This is a genomic window from Alienimonas chondri (genome assembly GCF_013036045.1).
GTDB lineage: Bacteria > Planctomycetota > Planctomycetia > Planctomycetales > Planctomycetaceae > Alienimonas > Alienimonas chondri.
On record NZ_WTPX01000003.1, the window covers coordinates 55,211 to 77,369 of the forward strand.

A 22,159-nucleotide genomic window follows, 5' to 3' on the forward strand; every position below is an offset into this window, starting at 1 on the left:
TCCGATGACGACCGCCCGCCGCCCCGCCTCGCTGCTCCTCGCCATGGCGGGGGCCTTCCTACTGCCTGCGATCGGATCGGCTGCGGAGCCGGTGCGGGTGATGAGCTTTAATATCCGCTACGGGTCCGCCAACGACGGCGAGAACGCCTGGCCGCTTCGTCGAGAGTTCGTCGCGGAAACGATTCGCGCATTTGCCCCGGATTTACTGGGCACGCAGGAGACGTTGGCCTTTCAACGGGACGAACTCTCCGCCCGGTTGCCCGGCTACGCCGTGTTCGCCGCCGGCCGCGACGACGGACGCGAAGCGGGCGAGATGATGGCGATCTATTATCGCACCGACCGCTTCGAGAAGCTCGACGGCGGGCACTTCTGGCTCAGCGAAACGCCGGACGAAGCGGGCAGCAAAAGCTGGGACAGCTCCCTGCCCCGCATGTGCACCTGGCTAAAGCTCCGCGACAAACGCCCGGACGGCGCCGGCGTGTTCTGGGCGTTCAATACCCACTTCGATCATCGCGGACCGAAGGCGCGGGCGGAGTCGGCGACGCTGATTCGGCGGAAGATCGCCGCGATCGCCGGCGACGGCCCGGCGCTGCTCACCGGCGACTTCAACGCCGCCCCGGGCAGCAAGCCGTATCAAAACCTTTTCGCCGCGACCGACGCCGCCGGCCCGGCGTTGCGCGACAGCTATCAAATTAAACACCCCGACGGCGAGCCGGGCGAGTCGGCCGGGACCGCGGGCGGGTTTCGCCGTGGGGATCGGGGCGAGCGCCGCATCGACTGGATCGCGTTCACGCCCGGGTGGACGATCAAGGAGGCCGCGATCGATCGTACGAACCGCGACGGCCGCACGCCCTCCGACCACGACCCGGTCACCGCGGTGTTGGAACGGGTCGAAGCCGCGACCGCCGAAGACTGATCGTCGCTTAGAAGCCGGCGCCGCTCAGCGCGGGATCGCGGGTGAACGCTCGGTCCTCGTAAGCCGGTCGACGCTCGCGGGGCCGCGGCCGCCGGGGCGTCGGCGGCGGCGTATCGTCCTTCGGTTCGTCCTCTTCGTCTCGCCAGAGCTTGCGGATGGCATATCCTCGAAGGTCGCGGGTCAGGCTGAACAGCGTCGGCACCAACACCAGGGTGAATAGCGTCGCGACCAGCAGTCCGCCCAGCACGACGCTGCCCAACCCGCGGTAGAGTTCGCTGCCGGCGCCGGGGAACAGCACCAGCGGCAGCAAGCCCAGCACCGTCGTCGCGGTCGTCATAAAGATCGGCCGGACCCGCGTGCGGATGCTGTCCAGCAAGGCTTCGTTCGGCTCCATGCCCCCCACCCGCAGGTTATTGAGCGCCTGGTGAACGATCAGGATCGCATTGTTCACCACGGTCCCGATGAGAATAAAGAACCCCAGCATCGTCAGCACGTCCAACGGCTGCGAGTAGATCAGGTTCAACGCCTGTAACCCCAGCACGCCGCCGAGCGCTCCGGGGACCACCGTGCAGATAATCACCAGCGGATAAATCCAGCTCTCGAACAGCCCGGCCATCAAGAGATAAGTAATCAGCAGGGCGAGGGCGAGGTTCACCCATAACGCCTGCCAGGTCTGCTCCAGCTTGTCGGCGGTCCCGGCGAGGTTAATCCGCATGCCGGGACCGAGGGCGTTTTGTTCGATAATCGGGGCGATCACTTGGCTGCGGATCGTTTCCATCGCCGTTTCCAAGGGAACCTCCGGCGGCGGAGAGACTTCGATGGTGATGCTGCGGACGCGCTCCCGGTGGTTGACCTGTTCCGGCCCGCTGGTGAGCCGCACCGTCGCGAGCGCTTCCAACGGCACCAATCGCCCCTCCGGCGTGGCGACGGGCAGCGTGCGGAGGTCGTCGGCGCTGCCGACGTAGCGATCGCGGCCGACGAGCGTCAGATCGATCTTGTCGCCGCCCATGAAATAATCGCCCACGAACGCTCCGTCGATCAGCGCATCCGCGGTAAAGCCGAGGTCCGTCGCCGTCACCTGCATATCCGCGGCCTGCACCAGTTTGGGTTCGATATGCACCTCCGGGCTGGAGAGGTCCAGACTGGGCACCGGTCGCACCTGGGCTTCGGGATAGATCCCCTTCGTCGCTCCGAGGATCCGGCCGCCCGTCGCCACGAGTTGTTCGAGGTCCGGGCCGGTGATTTCCACGTCGATCGTGCGTCCGGCGGTCAGGCCGCGTTCAAACAGACTGGACTGTTTGGCGACGGTGAAGGTGCCGGGCAGCTTGGCGCCGACCTCCTGCACCAGCGGAACGAGTTCGCTGACGCGCGCCGGATCATCGGCCCGCAGACCGAGGAACACCTCCCGCCCCCGAGCGACGAAGAAGAAGTCTCCGATAATCGGATAGTCCAGCGCCGCCGCCTCGGGCGTGCCCGGTTGAGTGTTCCAGTAGGGCTTGAGGTCCGCTTCGACCTGCTCGCCCATCTCCATCAACTGATCGAGGTTATATCCCGGCGGGGGCAACAGGATGCCGAACACCAGGTTGCGGTTGCCGGTCGGCAGATATTCGGCCTGCGGCACGAGCCACAGACAACTCAGCGAGACGCCGAACAGCGCCGCGACCGCGACCAGCCGGCGGACGACGCCCCGTTGCAGCCAGGCATTGAAGCCGACAATGAGGTTCGTGAAGCCGCCGCCCGCCCGCTCGATCGGGGCGACGATCCCGCGGGAGATCCGCGTCGACGCGGAAGCCGTCTTTGAACGCTCCGTCGCCGCCTGTCGATCTGCCCGACGACGGCCGAACAGCCGCGCGGACGCGGTGGGGATCAACGTCATCGACACGACCAGCGACAACGCTACGGCTCCGCTGATCGCCAGCGCGATGTCGCGGAACAACTGCCCGGCTTCCTCCTGAATAAAAACGATCGGCAGGAACACCGCGACGGTGGTCAACGTCGAGGAGAGCACCGCTCCCCAGACCTCTTGCGTGCCGTTGACCGCGGCGGTCATGGGCGGCTCCTTCCACTCGTCGTACCGCCGATAAATATTCTCCAGCACGACGACCGCGTTATCGACCAGCATGCCGACCGCGAACGCCAGCCCGGCGAGGCTCACGACGTTCAACGACCGCCCCAGCATATCCAGCAACAAAAAGGTGCCGACGATGCTGGTCGGAATCGCCAGCCCGACCACCAACGCCCCCCGGGCGAACCAGAACCCGGCCCCGACGATAATCGCCAGCGTCAGCATGAAGTACCACGGGGAGAACAGCGCCGCGGCCAGCGCGGTGACGGCGATCAACGGGGCCACGATCAGCGCCCGCACGCCGAGGTGCAGGAACAGCATCAGCACGATCATCGTCAGCGCGCCGCCGATCACGATGTTCTGCTGCACGAGGTCGACGGCGGAGTAGATATAGTCCGTCTCGTCATAGACCTGCGTGAGCTGCAACCCGCGTTCCTTGAGGATGCCTTCGTTCAGATCCGCGGCGACGGCCCGCAGGCCGTCCATCACGTCCAACACGTTCGCGCCGGTTTCGCGTTGGGCGTTGACGGCGATGCTCGATTCGCCGAACCGCCGCACTAATCCGTCCGGCTTCTTGAAGCCGAGCTTCACCTCGGCCACGTCGCGAATATATACGGGCGCCCCGTCGACCACCGCGAGCGGTTGATCGGCGACCTGCTCGGGAGAGCGAAACTGCCCCAGCGTGCGGACCACGTAGCGGCGTTTGCCTTCCCAGAAGTCGCCGGCGGAGACGTCCGCATTGCGTCCCTGCAGCACCCGTCGCACGTCCGGCAGCGTCAGCCGCCGGGCCGCCAGCCGTTGCGGATCGACGATCACCTGCAGCTCTTCTTCCAGCCCGCCCCGCACGTTCGCCTGGGAGACGCCGGAGACGCGTTCCAGCCGGGCTTCGATTTCGTCCTCGGCGAACCGTTTTAATTCGGAGACGTTGAGTTCCGGCGGGGGGAGCAACGCTTTGACCGCCTCATGATCCTCCGCCAGCAACCGCAGACGCAGCATCGCCAAGCCGGGGTTGTGGGCCTTGCGGACCTCCGCGAGTCCCTCGCTCAGCTCCGGGTTCTCCGCCTCCAGCGTCGCTAATTCCTCCTCCGTGGGGAACCGCGAGCCGAGGATGAACCAGGCGATCGGGCGATCGGAGGAGTTCGCCGTGCTGATGACCGGTTTATCGGCGTCCCGGGGATACTGCGGCACCTGTTCCAACCGACCGATCACGTCGACGACGGCCCGGTCCATCTCCGTGCCGACGCGGAACTCCATCGTGATGCGGGCGCTGGAGTCGTTGCTCTCGGAGGTGAGCTTCGTGACGTTCTCCACGCTTTTGAGCTGCTCCTCCTGCTCCACGACGATCTCGCGTTCGATCTCCTGCGGGCTCGCGCCGGGCCAGCGGGTTTCGACGGTGATCGTGGGCGTTTGCACCTCCGGCGTGAGCTGCATCGGCATTCGGCCGAGCGCCACCAGGCCGAACATCATCGTCAGCAGCACGCCGACGGCGACTTTGACCGGGTTGGCGACGAGCGAAGCGATAAAGTTCATCCCGATCTCCGAAAGGCGCCGGATGCGCCTCTTTCAATAATTCAAGAAAGAGAGGGCCGCGAAGCCGCCCGGAAGAGGGCCGTTACCGGCCGGCGGTCGCCGACTTCGGCGTCCAGCGAACCGTCGGGGCGCCGCCGCCCTTCGGCGGGAGAATGCGTTCGTTGCCGAGCACGACCACCAGATCATCCGCGGACAGATCGCCGATGACTTGAATCGCATCGCCTTCCGCGACGCCCAATCGGACCGGCACCGCACGGGCCTCGCCGGTCCGCTCGCCGGCTCCGGAGCCGGTCACGCCGGATTTGGCGACGGCCCAGACCATCGGCTGCGGCCCGCCCAGCACCAGGGCGTCCTTGGGAGCCAGCAAGGCGTCCGTTTCGGCGCCGGTCGGGAGCATGACCTGTGCCAACATGCCGGCCTTCATCAACGGGCCGCCGTCGTCGATCACGTTCGTCACCCGCACCCGCACCGGGAAGGTTCGCGAGCGGGAATCGCCCTGCGGCACCACGGAGGACACCTTCCCCACGAACGTCTGGTCCGGCAGGGAGGGAACGTCCACACGGGCGTCAATGCCGGGGCGAATATGGGGGACGTATTCCTCCAACACATGCGCTTCGATCTCCACCTCATCCAGCGCGGCGATCGCGGCGACCGGGTCGCCGCTGCTGACCCACTCGCCCTGCTCCGTATGTTCCTCGATGACGTAGCCGGCGAACCGGGACCTCACCGTATATTTGGCGATCTGGTCGCGCAGTTTTTCCACGGTCGCCTCTTCCAACGCGACCTTCGCCCGCGCCTGTAAAATGCGTTCGGGCCGCGGACCGGCCTCGGCGAGTTCGAGGGCGGCGAGGGCTTCCTGATAGTCCTGTTCCGCCTTCACCTGAGCCGCAGCCGCCTGATCGACGTCGTCCTGCGTCATCGCGGAACTGCGGTCGTAGAGCAGCTCCACCCGCTTGCGGCGGGTCTGCATAAACTTCCGCGTCGCATCGGCGGACGTCGCCCGCGCCTGTGCCTGCCGGAGTTCCTCCGGCCGCGTGCCGTTTTCCAGCTCAGCCAACTCCTGCCGCATGAGGTCGAGCTGCGCCTCAGCCGCTTTTAATTCCAGATCGATCGTGCCGGTCAACACCTGCGTGAGGGTCTGCCCGGCCTCCACGCGGTCGCCGCGTTCGATCGGGAAGTCCACGACCCGCCCGCCCACGGCGCTGCCGATCACCGCGAGCTTCAACGGCATGACGGTGCCCACGAACTCCCGCCCGGAGGCGACCTGGGCCTGCCGGATCGGCGCGACCTGCACCAAGGTCGCCGACTCCTGCGCGGCGGCGGGAGCCGCGAACGCTGAGAGGAGGCTGACCGCCGCCGCAATGGGCGCACGGTAGACCAAAGCGTTCAAATTCATGGGAGGGATCTCAGGCGGGCGCGGATTGAACGGGGGCCGTCCGGCGCCGCCGCTCCACGAACGGCGGACCAGAAGATCCGCCGTTGCAACGATCATCCACTCTCCGAGCCAGCATTTCCAGAGCCGAAGAAGGATCCGTCGGAAAACAGCCGGCCGAACGGTCGGTCAACCAGTCAGTCGATCGGCCGCGGATCGCAGTCGGCGAGGGCCATCAGGGCGAACGCGGTGGCGAGGCTCGGGTCGCCCTCGAACCACCGTTCGTTCTCGTTGACCCAGCTTCCGTTCTCGTTCTGCTCTGCCAGCAGGCGTTCGGCGAGATCCTTTCGCCAATCGCGGGCGACGCCGGCGTCGTCGGTCAGGCGATCCATGTCAGCGATGTCCAGCGCTTTCCCGAACAATTGGTAGTAGTAATACAGACCGGCGCTCCCCATGCCGGGGTTCTCTTTGACGGTGTAGTTCTTGCCGATCCAATCGATCGCCGCCTGCACGCGGGGATCGTCCTCCTCCAGGCCGGCGTAGACCATGGTTTTAAAACCGGCGTAGGTCATGCTGCCGTAGCTCCGCAAACCGCCCTGCGGCGTGCGACCGGCGGGGGACTCTTCGGCCGCGGGATGATAATAGAACCCTCCGTCGTTCACCGCGGCGGCGGAAGCGCTTTGGTTGTGTTCGGATTCCAGATTCTGACAGCGGGAGACGAAGATTAACGCCTTTTGAATGGCCGGGTCGTCCTCCGCGGCGCCGGCGGCGCGGAGCGCCTCGATCAGGTAGGCCGTGTTGGACAGGTCCGGGCGACCGCCGCCCGGACCGTATCCGATTCCGCCGTAGGCGACGTCGCCGGACTCCACGCCCTGCTCTTCGTCGAACTGCATGCCGCGGAGGAACCCGTCCGCACGTTTCACGATCGCGGCGTACTCCTCCGGGTCGGCGGCCTGCAACAGCGTTACGCAGACGGCGGTTTCATAGCCGGGCAGGCGGCTGTCCGGCACGGCGATACGACCGTCCTCCTGAGCCGCCCCGGCGATCTTCGCCAGCCCGGCGGCGACGGCGGGGTCGTCGGTCTTCAGCCCGGCGGCCATCAGGCCGTGCGTCGCCAACGCGGTGATCCCGATGGCATCCGGCGAGGACCAGCTGCCGTCGTCCGCCTGCGCGGTCTTCAGGAATGCCACCGCTTTCTGACGAGCGGACGCGAGAGCCTCGGCGTCCGGTCCGAGCGACTCCTGCGGGGCCGCGACAGCCGGCGCCGCGAGGGCGAAGGCCGCCAGCATGCAGGCGGTGATCGTCAATTTCATCGGGAGATCCTGTTATCGGGAGATCCTGAGGTGGGCCGGAACGCAGCTGCGGAGAGGCGGCCTGCGGGCGATCGCGAATCGCCGTACGGGTCCATGCGTCGAACGGCGCCGGCGGGGGCCAGGATTTCTCCGGATCGCGATTCGCCCTCCCGGGCGCCCGCCGGACTCGCACGTTAGGTTTGGGAATCCCGATCCGTTTTCGGGGAGTTCGTTCCTGATTCGTACGGCGTTTCCCGCGTGCCCCATCCTCCTCTGACCGCTTCGCGCCGCCCCCTTCGCTCGAAGCCGTTCGCGGCGTCTGTCTTCGCGCTGACGCTGGCGTCGGTCTTTTCGTCCCCGGCGCTCGCCGCGTCGTTGCAACAGCAGCTCGAGAACGCCGACCCCGCCCTCGTGGCCCGCGAGGCCCGTTTGCGAGGCGACGCCCATCGGGGGGCGTTGGTGTACTACACCTCCGCCGCCGCCTGCGTGAACTGCCACGAATCGGATGAGGGCCGCTCCCCGCTGGGGCCGGATCTGACGAAACTGGGCGAGGACGCGACGGACGTTCATCTGGTCGAATCGTTGTTGCGGCCTTCAAAAGCGATTCGCGAGGGTTACCACACCGTTCAGATTCTCACGGCGGACGGACAGCTTCGCGCCGGGATGTTCGTTCGGGAGAACGACGATGCGATCGTCCTGCGAGAGGCGGAGTTCCTCGAGAACGAAGTCTCCATTCCCAAACGGAACATCCTCGAACGCGGCGAAGCGGACACCTCGATGATGCCCGCCGGGCTGGTGTCGACGCTGAAATCGCAGCGAGAATTTCTCGATCTGTTGAGCTACCTGTTCGCGGTGCGGGACGGCGGTCCCGCCCGCGCGGAAGAACTGAAGCCGCCCGCGGAGGCGCTCGTCGTCAAGGACGACACCGCGAACCTGGACCACGCCGGGATTCTTCGCGCGGTTGAGAAAAGCAATCACCAGCGCGGCGAGACGATCTATCAATCCGCCTGCATCGAGTGTCATGGACCGGACGGCAACACGCCCTCGCTGGCGACGGCTCGGGCGTTCGGCACGCAGAAACTGAAGTACGGCTCCGACCCGTACGGCATGTTCCAAACCCTCTCCCACGGGAACGGATTAATGCGGGCGACCACCGCCCTGTCCCCCCGCGAACGGTACGAAGTCATCGGGTATATCCGCGATCGATTCATGAAGGGATCGAACCCCGACTATCGCCCGCTCACCGACGATTATCTCAAGACCCTCCCGATCGGCACGGAGAACGGCGAGATCGACCTCCCCCCCGATCGCGACTACGGCCCGGCGCTCGCCTCGCAGTTGGGCCGAGAGGTGAACAGCGCTCTCACCATTCAACTGGACGGCCTGACGATCTCCTATGACCTGCATTCGATGGATCAGGCGGACGCTTGGTCCGGAGGCTTTCTGAACCTCGACGGCACGCAACATAAACGCGGCCGCGGCGAGGGCTATCCGCAACCTCAAGGGGAGGAGGTCGAAGCCTTGAACCTGTGGAATTGGGGACACGGCGGGACGCTGGATTATTCGACCGACGACCTGCTTCCCCGCGGCCCGATGCCGCGACGGTGGATGGATTATCACGGACATTATCTCAGCGGCGACCGCGTCGTGCTGTCGTACGCGATCGACGGGCGAGAGATCTTGGAGGTTCCCTCCGCAATCGAAGGCCGGACGGCGGTTCGGCACACGTTGAAGATCGGCGCCGGGGGACCGTTGATTCTCGCCGCGGGTGACGCCGGCAGCGGCGCCGTTCGCCCGCGACTGTTCGGCGATCAAGACGGCGTCGTCGTCGCCATGGACGAGAAACAGCGCTGGGTCGTCAGAATCCCCGCGGACGATCAGCCGCGGCTGATCGACGTCGTGCGGTTGACCAAGCCGGCCGATTCGGACGCGATAACAAGCCTCCCGCCGATCGATCCCGCCGCGATGACGGCCGGCGGACCGGCGCAGTGGGCGGAGACGTTCGAAACTGTCGGGTATCGCGGTTTTGAAACCGGCGCCTACGCCGTCGATACGATCACGCTGCCGGAGTCGACGCCTTGGAACACCTGGTTCCGCACCTCCGCGCTGGACTTCTTCCCCGACGGACGGATGGTCGTCACCACCGTCGGCGGGGACGTGTGGATCGTCTCCGGAGTCGACGACCAATTATTGAACCTGACATGGAAACGATTCGCCGGCGGTCTTTACGAGCCGTTCGGGGTGAAGGTCGTGGACGGGCTGATCTACGTCACCTGTCGCGATCGGCTGACGCGGTTGCACGATCTGAACGAGGACGGTGAGGCGGACTTCTACGAGAGCTTCAGCGCCGACGACGACGTCTCCACCTTCTATCACGCGTTCAACTTCGACCTGCAAACCGATCCGGAAGGAAACTTCTACTACGCGAAAAGCGGGCAGTATACGGACTACAAATTCCCAGGATCGGTCGTGAAGATCGGCCCCGAGGGCGGCGAGCAGGAGGTCGTCTGCACCGGGTTCCGAACCCCCAACGGCATGGGCGCGTTCCCGGACGGACGATTGACCGTCAGCGATAATCAGGGCAGTTGGATGCCGGCGTCGAAGATCAGCCTGATCGAACCCGGCGGCTTCTACGGCTATGTGCAAACGCACGCCAGCGGGCGCTGGGCCCCGGACGGCGGGGCGATCGATCATAAAACGGTCGTCCCCCCGGACGGCTTCGATCAGCCGATCATTTGGATGCCGCAGGAGGTGGACAACTCCAGCGGCGGGCAGGTGTACGTGGACGATGCGCGGTTCGGGCCGCTGTCCGGTCACTTGCTGCACACCAGCTTCGGCAAAGGTTGGCTCTATTCCCTCATGACGCAGGAGATCGACGGCGTGATGCAGGCGGCGCTGGTCAAACTCCCGCATGACTTCGTCACCGGCGTCATGCGGGCCCGGGTGAATCCGGCGGACGGGCAGGTCTATACGACCGGGGTGAACGGCTGGAACGCCGGCGGCCGCGCCGGCCTCGCCGACGGCGGGATCGAGCGACTTCGCTACACCGGCAAGCCGGCCCGGATGATCACGGACTGTCGCGTCGGACCGGGAACCCTGCACATCACGTTCAGCTTTCCCCTGGCTCCGGACGCGGCCGCCGACGTCGCCGCCTATACGGCGGAGCAATGGAACTACAAGTGGACCGCCGGTTACGGGTCGAATTTCTATCACCCGGACACCGGCGAGGTCGGCAAGCAAACCGTAACGATCGCCGGAGCGACCCTCAGCGAGGATGGCCGATCGGTGACGTTGAAAGTTCCGGACCTGCAACCGGTCGAGCAATTGCACCTCACTTTGAACGTCGCCGACCGCGACGGCGAAGCGTTCTCCGAGGAGGTCTATTGGACGATCCACGCCCTTCCCGAAGACTGATCCTCCCCGACGCGACGCCCCCCGATCAGGTCGATAGACTTGAATTCCGCCCTCGTTTCCACTCGCCGAGTGATTGCCATGACGACCCCGCCACGTATCGCCCGCTTCGCTCTCGCGTTCGGCGCGATCGGATCGCTGACGACGGCCGTCGCGCCGTCGGCCCTTGCCGGCCCCGCCGACGAGCCGAAGCCGTGGGTGATCGACTCCGCAGACCAATGGCAGGAGTTCACCGCAGGTTCGACTGACGTCTCGTTTGCAGACGGACTAGCGAAGTCCGTCGAGCCGGCCAGCACGATGTCCAGCCGCGTGCAGACCTACGACGCCCCCCGCAAACCGAAGTCGATCACGTTCTCGCAAACGACCGCGTGGAATAACTGGAAGGAAGTCCCGAACGTCGGGACGCCGGATATGGCCGACGCTCCGGTGCTGGTTCCCGTGAAACCCGGGGACTATTGGCTGCTCGCCCGGCACCGGAAGTTCAACGGCGAGAAGGACGGCGGCTATCACGCCTGGCACAGCACGGATATGAAGGAGTGGACCCACCACGGCCCCGTCTGCGGCAAACGCGAGCGTTGGGTCACGACCGCCGAGGTCGTCGACGGCGTCTTCTATATCTATTACGACTTCCCGAACGACGAAGACCCGCACCTGATCATCGACCGCGACCTCCGCGACGGCAAAATGGGTGAGGACAAAGGGATGGCGTTCAACGACCCGTCGCACGGCTCGGACGCCGGGGTGATGCGGGAGGAGGACGGTCGGTTCCACCTGTTCTATGAGAACTGGGATCCGATCAACGCGAAGACGCACGCCTGGGACTCCCCCCTGGCCGGCCGCGCCGTCAGCCCGGACGGCATCCAGCCGTTCAAACATGCCAATAACGTCGTCGACAAACGGACCACGCCGACCGGCAAGTTCGGCGAATACCGCCATCCCCACGGGACGTACAAATACGAAATCCACGAGCCGGAGCAGAACGCCTACGGCGACTGGACCTCAATCCGCATCGGCGGGCAGTATTATCTGTTCTGCGACTACGACCCGGTCGGCGACCACATGTACGTCGGCCGCTGGACCAGCGACAGCCTGGAGAAGGAATACACCTTCTGCGGCCAGTTCGGCAACGGCCACCCGGATCCGACGGTCGGGTTCGCCGAGGGGCAGTTCTATCTCATTCAACAGCGGGCCGACGTCGACTTCGTCAGCCCCGGCCCGTGGGTCGGCGGCGTGGAAGCGCGGGCCGGCGTGGACACCACCGGCGACGGCGCCGTCGACCTGTGGACCGGCTGGCGGGAGGTCAAAGAGACCTACAAGCAGAAGGAAGGTTTCGTCCGCCTCGTCGACAGGACGCCGGCGACGCTCGACGTCAGCGACCTGCCGGCCGGCGTCGGATTCCAGTTCGAGTATCGCACGGCTCCCGTCGACGGGCAGACCGTGAACGTCGAGATGGACCGCGTCGAATGGACGTTTGAGTGAGGCGGCGGACTGAGATCCTGTTTGATACCAGCCCGACGCGCAAGCGTCGGCCGTGAGTCGTCCGAAGCAAGCCTTCAACCCGCAAGGCGCTTCCACGGCTGAGCGGACGGCCGATACTCGCGCATCGGGCTGGGATCAGACAACGGTTCTAAACGCTCAGCCCCGTGAGCGTGCTCGTGCCGCTGCCAAACTCGTCGACTTCGAGTTCCAAGTGACGGAGCATCGACACCAGCAGGTTGCACATCGGCGGCGGGTTCTCCGCATCGAAGGCGAGGTGCTGCCCGTGGTTGAACCGCCCGCCGGCGACCACCAGCGGGAGGTTCGTATTGTTATGGCTGGAGGCGTTGCCGAGGTTCGAGCCCATCAGCACGGCCGTCTGGTCGAGCACGGAGCGATCGCCGTCCCGCATCGACGCCAGCTTTTGCAGGAACTCGCCGAACAGACGCATCTCCTCCCGTTCGATAATTGAGAGCTGCTCGATCTTCTCCGGCGAGCGTCCGTGGTGGCTGAGGTTATGCCAGCCGTCGTCGACGCCGTTCAGATCGACCACTTCGTTGCCGCCCGGTCCCTTTAGAGTGATGAGACGGGTGGAGTCCGTCTGCAGGGCGAGCGCCGTCAGATCCAGCAGCAGTTTCATCCGGCCGCTGAAGTTCGCCCGGTCGTCGATATCGGTCGGCGGGCCTTCCTCGACGACGGGCTTCGGCCGCTCCGCCCACTCCTCAGCGAGTTCGAGCCGTCGTTCCAGTTCGCGCACGCTGGTGAAATACTGATCGAGCGTCTGCTGATCCTCGCTGCCGGTCCTGCGCTGAATCGCCCGTGTTTGTTCGCCGACGAGATCCAGCACGCTACGCCCGTCTTGGACGCGGCGGAGATGGGCCGCCTGCTCTTCCTTCGAGCCGTCCAGAAACAGCCTTTTGAAGACGCGGGAGGGGAACGCCTCCGCGGGGATCAATACGCCGGAGCGGGTATAGGACATCCCGCCGTTGCCCCCGGTCAGCGACAGGAACGGGAACCGCGTGCGGTGGCCGATCCGCTCCGCAGCGTATTGATCGACGGAGATCGTATTGCGAAAGCTCGGCTGCCCCGGGTGGGCGGCGCCGGTCAGGAAGCTCTTCTCCGCGGCGTGTCCGCCGTCGACCATCGGGTGGTGCAGCCCCGAGATCACGCTGAACTGATCGCGAACCGGCTGCAACGGCTCCAGATAGCGCGTGACTTCGTAATCCGCGCCGGCCTTCTCAGGGAACAGGTGCGGCGTGTGGATCCCCAGCGGGGCGCAGATCGCCACCATCCGCCGGGCTTCCGGTTCCGCGTCCGCCGCCCGCGCCGCGGCCGGTCGCATGCCGTTGAGGAGCGGCAGCCCTAGGGCGACGCCCGAGGAGCGAAGGAAAGTGCGGCGGGGAATGCGATGATGAGACATCGAGGCGCCTTCTTGAAGGAATCGACGGTTCAATACTAACCCGAAGCGTCAGCGAGGGCGCCGGGCATCACTGACGCGAACGCCCTCGCTGACGCGTCGGGTTGGTGTTCTTGAAAGGCGGTCAGGGGCGATGAAAAAGTTCGCTGTCGACCGCCGCGTGAATCATGGATCGCAGTCCGAACTCGTTCGCCCGAGCGGCTTCGACGACGGACTGCACCGACGCCCGCTCCCCCGGTCCCACCGGCCGGCCGCAGCCATAGATGAGCAATTTTTCCGCGACGGTCGTGACGATACGGTCCGGGTCTTCCAGCAAGCGTTCCCGGAACGCTTTGAAGCCGTTGAAGTCGCGACCGTCGGCGAAGGCGCCGTCCGATTCGACGGGCGGACCGTCGTAATAGCTCGTCTTGGGAATCTTTCGCTGCCGCGGCTTCCCCTCGACCGCTCGATAATTGGTTCGATGACCGCCGATCACGTCGAACTCCTCCAGTGCGAAGCCGGGCGGGTCGATGCGGACGTGGCAGCGATTGCAGGACGGGTCCTCCCGATGACGTTGCAGTTGGTCGCGGATCGTGACGGCGCCGCGGATATCCGGTTCGACCGCCGGCACGCCCGGCGGCGGCGGCGGCGCCGGCTGGCCGAGCAGGTTCTCCAGCACCCACACGCCCCGCAGCACCGGCGAGGTGGTCGAGCCATTGGCGGTCGCCTTCAACACGCTGCCCTGCGCGAGCGCCCCGCCCCGCACGCTGTCCTCAGGCAGTTTCACCACGCGGAATTCTTCGTGGCCGCGCACCCCGGGAATGCCGTAATGCTCCGCCATCCGTTGATTGAGGATCGCGAAGTCGGAGTCCACGACGTTCAGCACGCTCAGGTCGTGCTTTAACAGATGCCGGAAGAACCCGCGGGTTTCCGCCAGCATCGACCGCATCAGCAGCTCGTCGTATTCCGGATAGAGCGTGCCGTCGGGGGTCGTGAATTCGATATCCCGCAGGTCCAGCCATTGGCCGGTGAAGCTCTCGATGAAACGCTCGATCTTCGGGTCGGCGATCATGCGTTCGACCTGTGCGTGCAACGTCTCGGGATCGCTCAGCTCGCCGCGGGAGGCCAGGACCAGCAGTTCCTCGTCCGGCATGGAGGACCACAGGAAATAAGAGAGCCGCGACGCCAGCGTATAATCGTCGATTCGGCCCTCCGCGGCCGCGTCGTCCGGCGCGTTCAGCAGGAGAAAGTGCGGCGAACAGAGCGCCGCCGTCGTCCCGGCCCGCACCGCCCGCTCGAACGTCGCCCCCGCATCCAGACGCGACAGGGCGAAGTCCACGAACTGATTCGTCAGTTCCTCGTCGACCGGCCGCCGAAACGCGCGGGGAACGAAATCGCGGATAATTCGCTCGACGTCGGCCCGGGGCTCGGACGATTCGACGCGATGCAACTTCACGCCGCGGCGGTGCCGCATATAGATCGATTCGGCCTCGACGAGTTCAATCGAGTCCGAATCGCCGAATAATCTCCGCTGCGCCTCGGACGGAAACGCCTGATCCAGCGGCCCGTGCGTCTCCGCCCAGAGGATCGCGACGCCGGGGCGTTTTTCTTCTTGATCACGCCATGTGACGTGCTCCGGGTAGATCCACGGCAGAATGTGCAGCGCGTCGCCCTCATCCAGATGCGTGGTGAACTCGATGATGCGGGGGTCGTCCGGCGTGCCGGCGGCGTCGAACATGCCTTGAAAACGGCGTTCGCCGGGGCCGAACAGCGGACCGGTAAAGACGGCGACGCTGAGCGTGCGGTTCGCCCCGGGATCGTGCGGCCAGACGGCGACCCGGCAACGATAGACGCCCTCTTCGATGGGGTGGGCGGAGTCGACGCGGGCCGGCGGCCAACCGGGCGTGAAATCGACGAACGCCCCGTGCGATTCGACCACGCCGCCCTTCTTGCCCTTCACCGAGGAGACGTTTTCCTTCTGCTCCATTAACACCGCCCGGCGGGTCGCGGGGGGAAGCGGTTCGATGCGACGAACGGACTCCTCGAATGCCGTATCCGCGGCTTCCAAATAACGCTCCATCAGGATCGAGGAGATCCCGAGTCCGCCGGCGACGTTGTCGAACCCCTGCACCTGCCCGTCCTCCGGCAGCAGCGGGGCCAGGGGGGCGTCGATCCCTAATAAGTCGTGCACCGTGTGCTCGTATTCCGTCCTATTCATCCGCCGCACCGCGGGAACGGGGCGGGCGACGTTGGCCAGATCGTGACGCAGCGAGGCCAGCACGTCGCGTTTCGCCGCGGCGCCGGGTCTGGGTTGCGGCTTCGGGGGCATGTCGCCGGAGTCGATCAGGTCGGCGACCCGTGACCATTGCTCCGCGGTCTCCGCATCGAGCGGCGGGATACGGTCGAGCCGCAGATCGGCTTCCTGCGTCTCCGGACCATGGCATTCCACGCAGTGCGAACGCAGGAACGTCGACACGGTCCCGCCTTCCGCCGCACAAGCCGGCGCGGCCGTCGCCGCCCCGGTGAGCCACGCCAGCGCGAGCGGAACGAGCCTCGAAGGAATGCCCATGAACGTTCGCAGCGGTTCGGAAACGCGAAAGCGACTTCGGAGAGGTTAAACATCGCCGATGCGACGCTCAACGGCGCTCTCCGTAGTCGGCTCTCTCCGTCGTTTTCAGAGCTTGCCGCCGCAGTGCTTACAGAAGGCGGGGGGCGGCGCATGCTCCGGGTCGACTCCCGCGGAGACGCCGCGGGGCGCGGGCGTGACCGGCGGATCGCCCCGTTTCGGGTGCGGGCGGGCCATCTCCGCGGTGACGATCCCCGTGGGCACGGCGAGGATCGCGTACCCCATCAACATAATCGCGGCGGCGAGGAACTGCCCCAAGTTCGTCTGCGGGGAGATATCCCCGTAGCCGACTGTGGTGAGCGTCACGATCGCCCAATAAATACTGCGAGGGATGCTGGTGAAGCCGTTCTTCTCGCCCTCGATGAGGTACATCAGCGACCCCAGGATCACCACGAGCGTCAGCACGCAGACGGTGAAGACCTCGATCTTACGACGGCTGGCGACCAACGCCCGGGTCAGCTCCGTCGTCTCGGACATATAGACCGCGAGCTTCAAGACTCGAAAGACCCTCAAGACCCGCAGCAGGCGGACCACCGTGAGGTAGCGCGCCCCCGGGAACAGCAGCCCGACATACGCCGGCAGCACCGCCAGAAGATCCACCACGCCGAAAAAACTGGAGACGTAGCGTCGCTTATAGCCGACGCAATACAGCCGCAGGAGATATTCGATCGTGAACAGCCCCGTGAAGCCCCATTCCGCGGCCCGCAACGCTTCGCCGTACAGCGCATTGATCGTCCGCACGCTCTCCGCCATGACGACCCCCACGCTGGCGAGGATCGCCGCCATCAGGCCGACGTCGAACGCTTTGCCGGCCGGCGTGTCGCTCTCGAAGATGATGACGTACAGCCGCAACCGCAGGCCGCTCAGCCTGCTCTTGCCGAAGTAGTCGTCCACCGCGAGGGAGAATGGGGCGTCGTGAGAGGACGTCAAAGTTCCAAGACCAAGAAATCAAGAACCAAAACGGGCGACTCGATCGAACTCTTTGGTTCTTAATTCCTTGAGACTTGGGATTTCCCGGCTTCGCCGGGCCTCAGTCGTTCCGCAGCTTGAGGTCGAAGTCGACCAGCTTCTGACGGATCTCGTTCAGGCTGGTGACGCCGAAGTTGCGGACGCTCATCAGGTCGTCCGGGGTCCGGCTGACGAGTTCGCCCATCGTGACGATCCCCAGCCGCGTCAGGCACTTGCGGGCCCGGACGGACAGGTTCAGATCGCTGACCGGGCGCTCCAGTTTGGCGCGCTCGGCCGGGGAGATGTCGTCGGAGACGAACGGCGAGAGCTTCGGGGCGCCGCCGTGTCCGCCGCCGGCAGGGGCTCCGCCGGGACCGCCGACCGGCGAGACGGCCGCCAGCGGGGAGGGCTGGCCGGGCTGCGTCGGGGCGGGCATCCCGCCGCCGGACTGATAGCCGCCGCCGTAGCCGTAGCCGCCGGACTCCATGGAGTCCTGCTCGACAAGTTGGCCGATCCGCAGGCCGCGGCCTTCGAGGATCTCGCGGATCTCGTTCAGGCTGGTATCGCCGAAGTTCTTCGCGGCCAGCAGTTCCGCTTCGCTGGTGCGGCAGAGATCGCCCAAGGTGGCGATGCCGGCCCGCTCGAGACCGTTGCGGCTGCGGGCGGTCAGTTCGAAGTCGGTTATGGGGATGCGCATTTGCTGCTCCAGTTCGCGCTGGCGCCGCATCGCTTCCTCGTCGTAGTACATACTCGTCGCGGCGGCGACGTCCTTGAGGAACAGCAGGGCCCGCTCGTGGTTCGGGTAGACCTGCAAGACCCGGCGGAAGCAGTACGCGGCGGCGGGGTAGTTCTCCGCATCCTCGTAGAGCAGGCCGAGGTTCATCAGCGCCCCCATGAACAGCGGCGGCTTGCTGAGGCTTTGCTCATACAGGCGAATCGCTTCGCGGTCTTCGCCCAGCAGGTCCATCAGGCCGGCGAGGCGGAACATCGCCTTGCTGTGGCGGGGGTCCATATCGACGGCCCGCTCGAAGTACTCGATCGCCCCGAGGGTGTCCCCCCGGTCGGCCATCACGCAGCCCTTCTGATAGCTGTATTCGGCGCGCGTGGCGGCCTTGCGACTGACGGCGGTCAGCAGTTCGTCCGCCTTCTCCGTGTCGCCGGCCTGACGGACGACGCCGGCCTTTTCCAGTTCGCACTGGACCTCGTCATAGCCGTTGGAGGCGGCGGTCTGGAGGGCGTCGATCGCCCCGTCCCAGTCCTTCAGGCTCAGCAGCGCCTGAGCGAGGTAATAGTCGACCAGCGGATCGCCGTCGACTTCGTTCAGGCGTTCGGCGGCCTGCTCGTGCTCGCCCAGCAGATAATGGGTGACGCCGGCGGCGGTGTTCTGACGGTCGTTGCCGTCGTCGCCGATCTCGTTCTCCAACTCCTGGAGGTGCTGGCGGACCTCAGCGGGCTGAGTGCCGGCGACGGCTTTTTCGAGCAGCGCGACCTGATCGGCGCCGAACGGTCCGTCGCCGCGCAGGGTGCCGACCACGTCCACCTGGTCGGCCTGTTCGGCGCTGGTGCCGCCTCCGGGCAGGAACGCGGGGGCGGAACTGCGGCCGCCGCCCATCCCGGCGGGCGGGGCGGTCATCCCTGCCGCGGTGTACTCCCCGGTGGTGACCCCATCGGGGGTCTGGGCGGGCTGAAGATCGGCGAGAGGGCTGCCGGCGCTCATCGAGGGGGGGACTCCGCAGACACGAACGAGGGGGGAACCGGCGCTCCGGCGCGGCGATGCGAACCGCGGAGCGTACGATCGGTGGACCGGGGGCAGACCGGGGGCCGTCCCTGCCGCCGGCGCAAGCCGTCCACTGTACGGCGGGGAGCGTACGGATCAACCGAGGCGAACCGTCCCGCCTCGCGCCGTCCTTTCTAACAAGTCAATCCAGCGGGGGAATGCTCGCGGCGATTTCACGGTAGAGATCCAGCGTCCCGTGCTCCGCAGCCCAGCGTTCGATGTAGGGGAGGTCGAGTTCGCCCGCCCGGCTGCCTAATACGTTCCGTACGTCGTCGCGGTCCTTTCCACGGCCGGCGTCCTTCGCCCAGCGGAGTTTCGTGACGATCACGTCCTCCGCGGCAGCCACCCACGCTTCCAATCCGGGCAACATCAGCAGGCGTTCGCGACGGGCAAAGCGTTCCTGATCATGCGGATCGTCCGAGAGGAGGAAGCACTCCACTTTGAAGGTCGCCCCTTCGACTTCGAGCAGATATCGGGTGGTGCCGGTCACGGATTCGAAGCCGATCTGCGGATCCAGGCGGTACGGCTTCGGAAGGCTGCGTAAGACCCGAGCCACCGGACCGCCGGGCGGGGCGACGACGAGGTCCGCATCGCGCGTCGATCGCGGCTGCGTGTGGCAGTTCGTCGAGAACGAGCCGACGACCATGTAATCAATACCGGCCGACTCCAACGCCCCAATGACGGCCTCGGTCGCCCGTTCGCCGATCTCCGCCGCGGACGGGTCGTCGTGTTCCGTCATAATCCCGCCTCTTCCGCGGTCATCGGCCGGTAGGTGTAGATGCCGTACTCCTCGATCCGACGCTGGCGTTCCAACTGAGCAGCGAACAAGCGTTCGATCTCCGCATCATCCGCACTCGGGTGACGGCTCTTCAGACCGGCTCGAGACATTTTCGAGGCCATCTCAAACAGCCGTAGCCCGTCCATCACGCGCTGCTCGGGGGGCGTGCGGCGGGCGGCGAGGATGTCAGCCTTAAACAAATCCCCGTCGGGGATCGCATCCGTCGTGACGCTCCCCGGCGGAGGGGTGAACTTGGTGGAGACAGGCATGACCGGAGTTTAGTCGTCCCTCGACTCCCGCGGAACGCGGCGCAAGCAACGACCCGGACGCTGGAAGCGTCCGGGTCGTCCTCCAATTCTCCCGTTCAAAACGCCCCCGTCGCGAAGCGCGACAGGATCGTGGGGACGGCGGTGTCGAAGCCGACGACGTCCAGCATCCCCGCGTCTCGCGGGTCCGCGATGCTGAAGCCGGTCGAGGTCAACCCGACCACCGCCAGCTTCGCGTCGAGGCCGGTCTGCTTGCGGTACCGACGCAGCGCCTCGGACGGGTGCACCTCGCCGCACCATGTCTCGTTGTCCGTCAGGACTACGAACACGTCCACGGCCAAACGCTTCTCCAAGGCGTACAACATCGGCAGGGCGCAGTCGGTCGGACCGAACGGCAGGTTCGACACCGCCTGCACCGCCTCGGCGACGCTCGCCTGGGCGTTCAGCGGCGGCAGCGGGGCGACGGCGGGGGAACCGAACCGCCACCGCGAACCGCCCTCGCCGGTGAAGCCGACGACATGGCACTTCGGCTCCGTCGCCGCCGTCACCAAGGCCAGCGCCGCCGAGGCCTCGCGGCAGCTCAAGGGCGATCCGGACAGCGACGCCGTCATCGAACCGGACACGTCCAGCCCGATCAGGAAACGCTTGCCGGTTGGTTCGACCGCGTCGAACGCCGTGCGGAAGGCGTCGTCCAATGCGGACAGCACGCGGCCGTTCGGCTCCCACGCCCCCTTCCCCTTCACCCCCCGCCCCGACCGGTACACGGCCTGAGCGACGAGGACGGAGAGAGGGTGCACGCGAGCCTGCTTCAGCGCTTCCGCATCGGAGAGCCGCTCAACGACCAGATCCTCGGCAGCCGACAGCGGGGCCAGCGCCCCGATGCGGGTCATGTTGCCGAGGTTCCGCAGCAGCGCCGTCGCGCCGAGGTGCGGCAGCATCGCCCGCCAGACGGCGGGGTCCGCGTTCGCCCAGGTCGGCAGGGCCTCCCACGGCAGCCGGTGCGCCTCAATGAGATGCACGAGGCTCTTGCGGGGCGAGGCGGCCATCGCCGTCTCGTGCGCCCGCACGATCGCCGGCAGCTTGTCTCGCTGCGAGGCGGGACCGTCCGGGACGGAACCGTTCGCCAGCCAGCGGTAGAGGACCGACCGCTCCGCGTCGCCCCGCGGGTCCGGGTGGGAGAGTCGCATCAGGCGGGCGTGGTCGAAGTCGTACCGCGAGCGGTACTTCACGCCCTGATACGCCAGCCGGTCGATCGACTTCGCCGCGTACCAAGCGGCGACGGCCCGCTTCAGCCCGCGACCCCAGCCGCGCCCGAGGGACGTGGCGGCGTTCACGAAGGCGAACAGGTGCGACGCCGTCCGACAGACCCGCGGCATCACCGCGAGCGCCGCGGTGCGAGCGTTCGGATCGGCGTGGTTCGCCCCGACGGCCAGGGCGAAGATCGCCGGGTCGTTCTTCGGGGCCCGGCCGTCCTCGCTGATCGCGGCGACGGTCGCCGCGGTGCGATGCGGGTTGAGGGCGAAGCAGGCGTCGAGGTTCTCGCGGTTCTCCTTCGTGAGATCGCGAGCGGTCGTGTAATAGGTCGGCGCATCGGACCCGAGGATCAGGAAGCGATCCAACCGGGCCCAGCGATCGAGTTCGTACACGTACCCGCCGGCGCTGTTCTTCACCTGCCGGGCGTTCGCCGGGGCGGACTGCGGCGCGTTGCGGGGATTCGTGAGGCCGGGGTACTTCATCGGGGGTCCTCCCGGTGCGGGGGACGAGGGCCGGAAAGTATCGCCGAGGCTCCGCGGAGCCTCGGCGTTACAAGGGAGAACGGGGTCGAACGAACGTGTGAGGTCGGAATCCGGCGCTGGGCCGGGGCTTCTGGCAGAAGAGAACCGATCCCCGGGGGCTCGGCCCCGAGACCCGCCGACGGACTGCTCGCCCGTCGACGCGTGAACCTGTGAAGAGAAAGTGCGGGACCGAACGAACGGGCGGCGATCGGCGTTACGCGCTCTACCGCTGAGCTACGCCGAGCACGAAACGACGGACCAGACGGTCCGTCAGAAGGCTCGGCGGCGGGACTCGAACCCGCGACCTCGTCCATCGAAAGGAGAACCGACTGCCTGGGGCTCGGTCCCGCGAAACCCCGGACCCGTCCGGCGCCCGGTCGGTTCGCGGGAACGCCCGGCGGTTTGCGGGAACGCCCGGCGGTTTGCGGGAACGCCCGGCGGTTTGCGGGAACGCCCGGCGGTTTGCGGGAACGCCCGGCGGTTTGCGGGAACGCCCGGCGGTTTGCGGGAACGCCCGGCGGTTTGCGGGAA

13 protein-coding genes are annotated in these 22,159 nt (G+C 66.5%); 3 read left to right on the forward strand and 10 right to left on the reverse strand.

Annotated elements, in window-relative coordinates; translation table 11 throughout:
• Positions 1-4 precede the first annotated feature (4 nt).
• A complete protein-coding gene (locus tag LzC2_RS00885; protein WP_206678517.1) occupies positions 5-916 on the forward strand; it encodes an endonuclease/exonuclease/phosphatase family protein in 912 nt (303 codons plus the stop codon).
• Between the two features lie 7 nt (positions 917-923).
• Here the strand turns inward: LzC2_RS00885 and LzC2_RS00890 are convergent, their stop codons facing one another.
• The 3 genes from LzC2_RS00890 to LzC2_RS00900 form a co-directional block, all read right to left on the reverse strand.
• Positions 924-4,511 carry an efflux RND transporter permease subunit gene (locus LzC2_RS00890; protein WP_171182716.1) on the reverse strand — a complete coding sequence of 1,196 codons (3,588 nt, stop codon included), beginning with the start codon at positions 4,509-4,511 and terminating at the stop codon, positions 924-926.
• 82 nt (positions 4,512-4,593) lie between these two features.
• Positions 4,594-5,907 (reverse strand): efflux RND transporter periplasmic adaptor subunit, encoded by a 1,314-nt coding sequence (locus tag LzC2_RS00895; protein ID WP_171182718.1) that lies wholly within the window; start codon positions 5,905-5,907, stop codon positions 4,594-4,596.
• 173 nt (positions 5,908-6,080) lie between these two features.
• On the reverse strand, positions 6,081-7,196 hold the full coding sequence (locus LzC2_RS00900) for a prenyltransferase/squalene oxidase repeat-containing protein (RefSeq protein ID WP_246254613.1): 1,116 nt from the start codon (positions 7,194-7,196) through the stop codon (positions 6,081-6,083).
• Positions 7,197-7,433: 237 nt separating this feature from the next.
• On the opposite strand from LzC2_RS00900, the gene LzC2_RS00905 reads away from it, so the two are divergent.
• Together LzC2_RS00905 and LzC2_RS00910 are read left to right on the forward strand one after the other, a co-directional pair.
• Complete coding sequence (locus LzC2_RS00905; RefSeq protein WP_206678518.1) at positions 7,434-10,589, forward strand: DUF6797 domain-containing protein; 3,156 nt, start codon at positions 7,434-7,436, stop codon at positions 10,587-10,589.
• A 78-nt stretch (positions 10,590-10,667) separates the two neighbouring features.
• A complete protein-coding gene (locus tag LzC2_RS00910; protein WP_171182721.1) occupies positions 10,668-12,065 on the forward strand; it encodes a glycoside hydrolase family protein in 1,398 nt (465 codons plus the stop codon).
• Positions 12,066-12,213: 148 nt separating this feature from the next.
• Here LzC2_RS00910 and LzC2_RS00915 read toward each other — a convergent pair whose 3' ends face one another.
• The 7 genes from LzC2_RS00915 to LzC2_RS00945 form a co-directional block, all read right to left on the reverse strand.
• On the reverse strand, positions 12,214-13,482 hold the full coding sequence (locus LzC2_RS00915; protein ID WP_171182723.1) for a DUF1552 domain-containing protein: 1,269 nt from the start codon (positions 13,480-13,482) through the stop codon (positions 12,214-12,216).
• Between the two features lie 121 nt (positions 13,483-13,603).
• Positions 13,604-16,027, reverse strand: coding sequence for a DUF1592 domain-containing protein (locus tag LzC2_RS00920; protein WP_171182725.1), 2,424 nt, complete (start codon positions 16,025-16,027; stop codon positions 13,604-13,606).
• Positions 16,028-16,132: 105 nt separating this feature from the next.
• Positions 16,133-16,978, reverse strand: a complete 846-nt coding sequence (locus LzC2_RS00925) for an ion transporter (RefSeq protein ID WP_349771118.1) — start codon at positions 16,976-16,978, stop codon at positions 16,133-16,135.
• A 136-nt stretch (positions 16,979-17,114) separates the two neighbouring features.
• Positions 17,115-18,749, reverse strand: a complete 1,635-nt coding sequence (locus LzC2_RS00930) for a DNA-directed RNA polymerase subunit alpha C-terminal domain-containing protein (protein ID WP_246254614.1) — start codon at positions 18,747-18,749, stop codon at positions 17,115-17,117.
• Between the two features lie 202 nt (positions 18,750-18,951).
• A complete protein-coding gene (locus LzC2_RS00935) occupies positions 18,952-19,548 on the reverse strand; it encodes a hypothetical protein (RefSeq protein ID WP_171182728.1) in 597 nt (198 codons plus the stop codon).
• Positions 19,545-19,856 carry a hypothetical protein gene (locus tag LzC2_RS00940; protein ID WP_171182730.1) on the reverse strand — a complete coding sequence of 104 codons (312 nt, stop codon included), beginning with the start codon at positions 19,854-19,856 and terminating at the stop codon, positions 19,545-19,547. Before LzC2_RS00940 ends, LzC2_RS00935 begins: the two co-directional genes overlap by 4 nt.
• 95 nt (positions 19,857-19,951) lie before the next feature.
• Positions 19,952-21,589 (reverse strand): TROVE domain-containing protein, encoded by a 1,638-nt coding sequence (locus tag LzC2_RS00945; RefSeq protein WP_171182732.1) that lies wholly within the window; start codon positions 21,587-21,589, stop codon positions 19,952-19,954.
• Positions 21,590-22,159 lie beyond the last annotated feature (570 nt).

Excerpts from the sequence above, each read along its gene's own strand:
- LzC2_RS00885 (WP_206678517.1), top strand. The coding sequence starts at position 5 with ATGACGACCGCCCGCCGCCCCGCCTCGCTGCTCCTCGCCATGGCGGGG.
- LzC2_RS00890 (WP_171182716.1), bottom strand. The coding sequence starts at position 4,511 with ATGAACTTTATCGCTTCGCTCGTCGCCAACCCGGTCAAAGTCGCCGTC.
- LzC2_RS00895 (WP_171182718.1), bottom strand. The coding sequence starts at position 5,907 with ATGAATTTGAACGCTTTGGTCTACCGTGCGCCCATTGCGGCGGCGGTC.
- LzC2_RS00900 (WP_246254613.1), bottom strand. The coding sequence starts at position 7,196 with ATGAAATTGACGATCACCGCCTGCATGCTGGCGGCCTTCGCCCTCGCG.
- LzC2_RS00910 (WP_171182721.1), top strand. The coding sequence starts at position 10,668 with ATGACGACCCCGCCACGTATCGCCCGCTTCGCTCTCGCGTTCGGCGCG.
- LzC2_RS00915 (WP_171182723.1), bottom strand. The coding sequence starts at position 13,482 with ATGTCTCATCATCGCATTCCCCGCCGCACTTTCCTTCGCTCCTCGGGC.
- LzC2_RS00920 (WP_171182725.1), bottom strand. The coding sequence starts at position 16,027 with ATGGGCATTCCTTCGAGGCTCGTTCCGCTCGCGCTGGCGTGGCTCACC.
- LzC2_RS00930 (WP_246254614.1), bottom strand. The coding sequence starts at position 18,749 with ATGAGCGCCGGCAGCCCTCTCGCCGATCTTCAGCCCGCCCAGACCCCC.
- LzC2_RS00935 (WP_171182728.1), bottom strand. The coding sequence starts at position 19,548 with ATGACGGAACACGACGACCCGTCCGCGGCGGAGATCGGCGAACGGGCG.
- LzC2_RS00940 (WP_171182730.1), bottom strand. The coding sequence starts at position 19,856 with ATGCCTGTCTCCACCAAGTTCACCCCTCCGCCGGGGAGCGTCACGACG.
- LzC2_RS00945 (WP_171182732.1), bottom strand. The coding sequence starts at position 21,589 with ATGAAGTACCCCGGCCTCACGAATCCCCGCAACGCGCCGCAGTCCGCC.